The sequence below is a fragment of the Stenotrophomonas capsici genome (genome assembly GCF_034961085.1).
GTDB classification, from domain to species: Bacteria; Pseudomonadota; Gammaproteobacteria; order Xanthomonadales; family Xanthomonadaceae; genus Stenotrophomonas; species Stenotrophomonas capsici.
In genome coordinates this window covers 1-4,420 of sequence record NZ_JAYFUH010000175.1, presented here as the reverse complement: position 1 = coordinate 4,420, position 4,420 = coordinate 1, and the positions used below count along the sequence as shown (strand labels likewise).

At 67.3% G+C, this 4,420-nt stretch carries 3 protein-coding genes; 1 reads left to right on the top strand and 2 read right to left on the bottom strand.

Annotated features, from left to right (window positions below; translation table 11 throughout):
- A partial coding sequence (locus VA603_RS10820) for a TonB-dependent receptor domain-containing protein (RefSeq protein ID WP_323438825.1) occupies positions 1 to 1,489 on the top strand: 1,489 nt, incomplete at its 5' end.
- Between the two features lie 473 nt (positions 1,490 to 1,962).
- Here VA603_RS10820 and VA603_RS10815 read toward each other — a convergent pair.
- Both VA603_RS10815 and VA603_RS10810 read right to left on the bottom strand, forming a co-directional pair.
- Complete coding sequence (locus tag VA603_RS10815) at positions 1,963 to 3,870, bottom strand: M61 family metallopeptidase (RefSeq protein WP_323438824.1); 1,908 nt, start codon at positions 3,868 to 3,870, stop codon at positions 1,963 to 1,965.
- Between the two features lie 43 nt (positions 3,871 to 3,913).
- On the bottom strand, positions 3,914 to 4,420 hold a 507-nt coding region (locus VA603_RS10810), incomplete at its 5' end, for a DUF938 domain-containing protein (RefSeq protein ID WP_323438823.1).

Sequence of the window (4,420 nt, the reverse complement as noted above, 5' to 3'; positions counted from 1 at the left end):
CTGGTACGACGACCAGCAGGACAGCGACCACGGCCCGGACTACGGCCCGCGCCTGGCAGTGCTGTTCAACCCGGCCTTTGCGCCCAGCCACCTGGCGGTGAAGGGTCTGCAGCTGGATGACCAGCCGCGCACCAGACACCAGGGCATCAATACGCAGTACCGCAACCGCGACATCCTCGGTGGCCATGAGCTGAGCGTGGAAGCCTATTACCGCAACGAGAAGGGCCGCTGGTTCCCCTCGGTTTCGGCCGCGGTACACCCGGCGCTGCCGGGCGGCTTCGCCTATGTGGCGATGCAGTCCAACACCGACATCGACGTGTGGGGCGTGCGCAGCGCGCTGCACAAAGCGTTCGACGTGGATGGGCGTGCATTGCAGCTTTCCTACGGTGTGGACCATGAGCGTGAGAAAGACCGGCAGCTCGGCCAGACTTACGACATCACTGCCTTCATCGCCAGCAATGGCCTGAACTACGTGCCGACCCAGCGCTATGCAATGGGCCCGGACGTGCGCGTGGACACCACCGGCCTGTTCCTGCAGGGCGACTACCCGCTGACCGAACGCGTGACCGTGCAGGCTGGCGTGCGCCACCAGATCCTGCGCAACCGTGTCGAAGATTCGGTGCCCTACACCGAGGCCATCGCCGCCACCGCAAACCCGGCCTATGTGCCGAAGCTGCTGGAAGGCGGCAACGTCCGCCATTCGCAGACGCTGTTCAACGCGGGTGTGGTCTACAAGGTGGCCGACGGCCAGCAGCTGTTCGCCAATTTCTCGCAGGGCTTCAGCCTGCCCGATACGCAGCGCATGCTGCGCGACGTGCCGGCCAGCTTCGTGATCGACAGCCGCAACATCGGCCCGATCAAGGTCAACAACTACGAGCTGGGATGGCGTCGCAGCGATGACGCGGTGCTGCAGGGTGGCGTCACCGCGTTCTACAACAACTCCGACAAGACCGTGCAGTTCAACCGCGACTACAGCGTGTCGGTCGCCGACACCGACGAGCGCGTGTGGGGCGTGGAGGCCAACCTACGCTACCTGCCCAACGAGCAGTGGGAGTTCGGCGCCAGCGTGGCCAGCACGCGCGGCCAGTACAAGGATGCCAACGGCCAGTGGCGCGAGCTCAACGCGTTCCGCGTGTCGCCGCTGAAGGCTGGCCTGTACGGGCAGTGGCGCTTCGCCACCGACAGCCTGCTGCGGCTGCAGGGGCAGGTGGTGGGTGGCACCGACCATGCCTGGCGCGACGCGCAGGTGGCAGCGGTCAGCCCGACCATTCGTGCCACGCCGTCGGCCAAGATCAGCGGCTATGCGGTGTTCGACCTGCTGGCGGAGATTCCGCTGGGCGTGGGCCGCTTCAGTGCCGGCATCTACAACCTGGCCGACCGCGACTACAAGACCGTGTACGGGCAGCAGGCAGCGGCGACCTATGGCCAGATTTCCAGCGTGGCCGCGCAGGGGCGGACGTTCGGGATCGGGTATCGCTGGGAGTATTGAGGGTCCTGTTTGAAGCCCCTCTCCTAGCGGGAGGGGTTGGGGTGAGGGTGGGCTTTCCACTAGCAAGGCAGAAGCGCCCTCATCCGCCCCTTCGGGGCACCTTCTCCCATGCATGGGAGAAGGGAGGTTCCCAGGCATGACGTGTGCTGGCGGGACTTCGCTTTGCTCAAGCCCCTCTCCTTGCGGGAGAGGGGTTGGGGTGAGGGTAGGCGTTCCACGAGCAAAGCAGAAGCGCCCTCATCCGCCCCTTCGGGGCACCTTCTCCCATGCATGGGAGAAGGGAGGTTTTCGAGCATGGCGTGTGCTGGCGGGGCTTCGCTTTACTCAAGCCCCTCTCCCGCGTGCGGGAGAGGGGATGGGGTGAGGGTATGGGCGAAGCCTGGTGATACCGATTGGCACGAGGCTTCGCCCGGCCCCTCATCCGCCCCTTCGGGGCACCTTCTCCCAACGGGAGAAGGGTTCACGGGCTTCGTTCAACGCTGTTGCCGTTGCGGTGCCAGGATCTTCGTCAACAGATCCGCGCTGCCCTCGACACGGCGCAGGTGCGGGTAACGCAGCCCATCGCGGTAGTCGATGCGCACGGTGCGGAAGCTGTCGGCCTGGCGCACGATCAGCTCGATCGGCGTCCCTTCCTTCGCATCGATCACCGCCTGCTTCAGACGCCCGCCGCTGTACGCCAGGCCGTTGACCGCCACCAGCGTCACGTCCTTGGCCAACCCCGCCTTGAACGCCGGGCTCTCCCAACCGACGAACTGCAGCACGCCATCGCTGCCCACCTTCAGGCCCAACGCGTACTGCAGGTCGGTCACGCCGTCGGCTTCGCCATCGGCCACCACCAGGTTTGGCGCATCGCTGTAGTACAGCTCCCAACCGGCGGCCTTCAGGCCATCCGGAGCGCTGCCGTCACGCGCATCCAGGCGCGTGCCGATGAAGGCATCCCAGTCACCCGGCTGTACCGCTTCCAGTGCCTGCATCACGTCGGCACGGTCGTACAGGCGGATCTCGCCCTGCGTACCGCCCTGATGGAAGCGTCTGGCGAAGTCATCCAGCGTGACCTTTCCCTTCGACAGGCTGCGCAGGCGCGCGTCCACGCCCAGCCACAACAACGTGCTTTCGTTGTAGAACTCGAAGGCACGCTGCCAGTCGGCCCAGGCCTGCGGCTTGGAATTGAAGTCGAGGATGCCCTGGTGCACGGTGTCGTGCAGGTCGCGCCATTGCCGGCCCGGCTGGGTGGCGTAGTTGGCCTGCAACTGGGCCAGCATCGCCATCGCGTAGTCCGGCTTCCACAGCCCCGAGCGGGCGGCCAGTACCACCGCCCAGTACTGGGTCTGGCCTTCGTACATCCACAGCTCGTCGTTGTGCATCGGCCCGTTGTAATGCGGCACCCAGGTCGGGCGCGGGCGCCAGGCCTTGCCCACCCACGCATGCGCGTACTCGTGCGGCAGCAGGTCGTTGTCCATGAATGGCCGCTCGCCGCGCAGGTAGCCGTCGTGCATGCCGTTCTCGCTGGACTGCGCGTGCTCCAGGCCGATGCCGCTGAACACGTCCGACACCGCCAGCAGGAAGTTGTAGCGTGTGTAGGGCCGCGCGCCGAACACCGCGTCGGCCTCGCGCACCAGCGCGCGGTGCGCGTCCAGCACCTTGGCATCGGCCTGCAGTGCCTGCGGGTTCTCGGCGACCACGTCCAGCCACACCGGCTGCCTGGCGGCCTCATCCAGCGCGAAGCGCTTGAAGTGGCGGCCGGCGAACACCGGTGAATCGATCAGCGTCATCAACGGCACCGGCTGGTAGTGCTCGGTGCCGCCCTCGCGACGCGCCACGTCCAGTGCGGTGCCGCTCTGCCAGCCGTCGGGCAGGCGCAATGACGGCTTGACCTGGATGCCGCGCGCATCGACGCCGGCCGGGTACAGCACCACGCGATGCCATTGCAGGTCGAGCAGGTTCGGCGTCATCGCCACGCGCCCCTGGTCCGAAGCGGTGGGCGAGAGGTACTGGAACTCGATGTCGAGCATGTTGACGCCTTCGGGCACCTGCAGCGTGAAGGCATACATGTCGCCGGGATCGCGCAGCCACTGCAGCGGCTGGCCGTTGCCACGAATGACCAGGCCGCCGATCTGGTTGATCGGGCCGGTCGGCGCGTGGTTGCCGGGGATCCATTGCGGATACCACAGCCTGAGCGGGCCGGGGGCCACCGGGATGCGCTCGCGCACGCGCTGGATGCGGCGGTCGACATCACTGGCATCCACCTCCAGCTCGATCACGCCGGGATAGCTGGCCTGCACCTGCAGGGCCGCCTGCCGTGCATCCCCCTGCTGTGCCTGCACCCACCAGGGCGTCACGCCCAGGGCCACCGCCAACAACCACCTACGACCGTGTTTCACCACGCCCTGCCCTCCCGAGAAGTTCCCGCATCCTAGCCGGTCCTCAACCGGGTTGGCGCTGCCAGACCAGCAAGCGGTTGTTGGCCGGCATCGCCACGTCGGCCTGCAGCACCAGCCGCTGCGCGCGCGCCAGCGCGTCGACCGCCTCGAAGTCACGGATGCCGGAGGCGGCATCGCGCGCCTTCAACCAGCCATCGAAGGCACGGTTGCTGTCGCTGGTGAACGCACCGCCGTAGTTGAATGGCCCATACACCAGCAGCAGGCCATCGGTGGACAGCACCGCCGGCAGGCCGGCGAACAAGGCCTGCACGTGCGCCCAGCTCATGATGTGCAGGGTGTTGGCGGTGAACACCGCATCGAAGCGGCCACCGGCGGTGGGCACCGGCTGCAGGCCGGCGACGGGTTCGGTGACTGCCTGCAGCGCGATGGGCGCCGGCGTATTGGGCAGCGCCGCCTCGTCCAGCCATTGCCTGATGCCCGGCAGGTGGTCGCGGTGATCACTGGCCTGCCAGCTCAGCCACGGCAGCGCCGCGGCGAAATGCACCGCGTG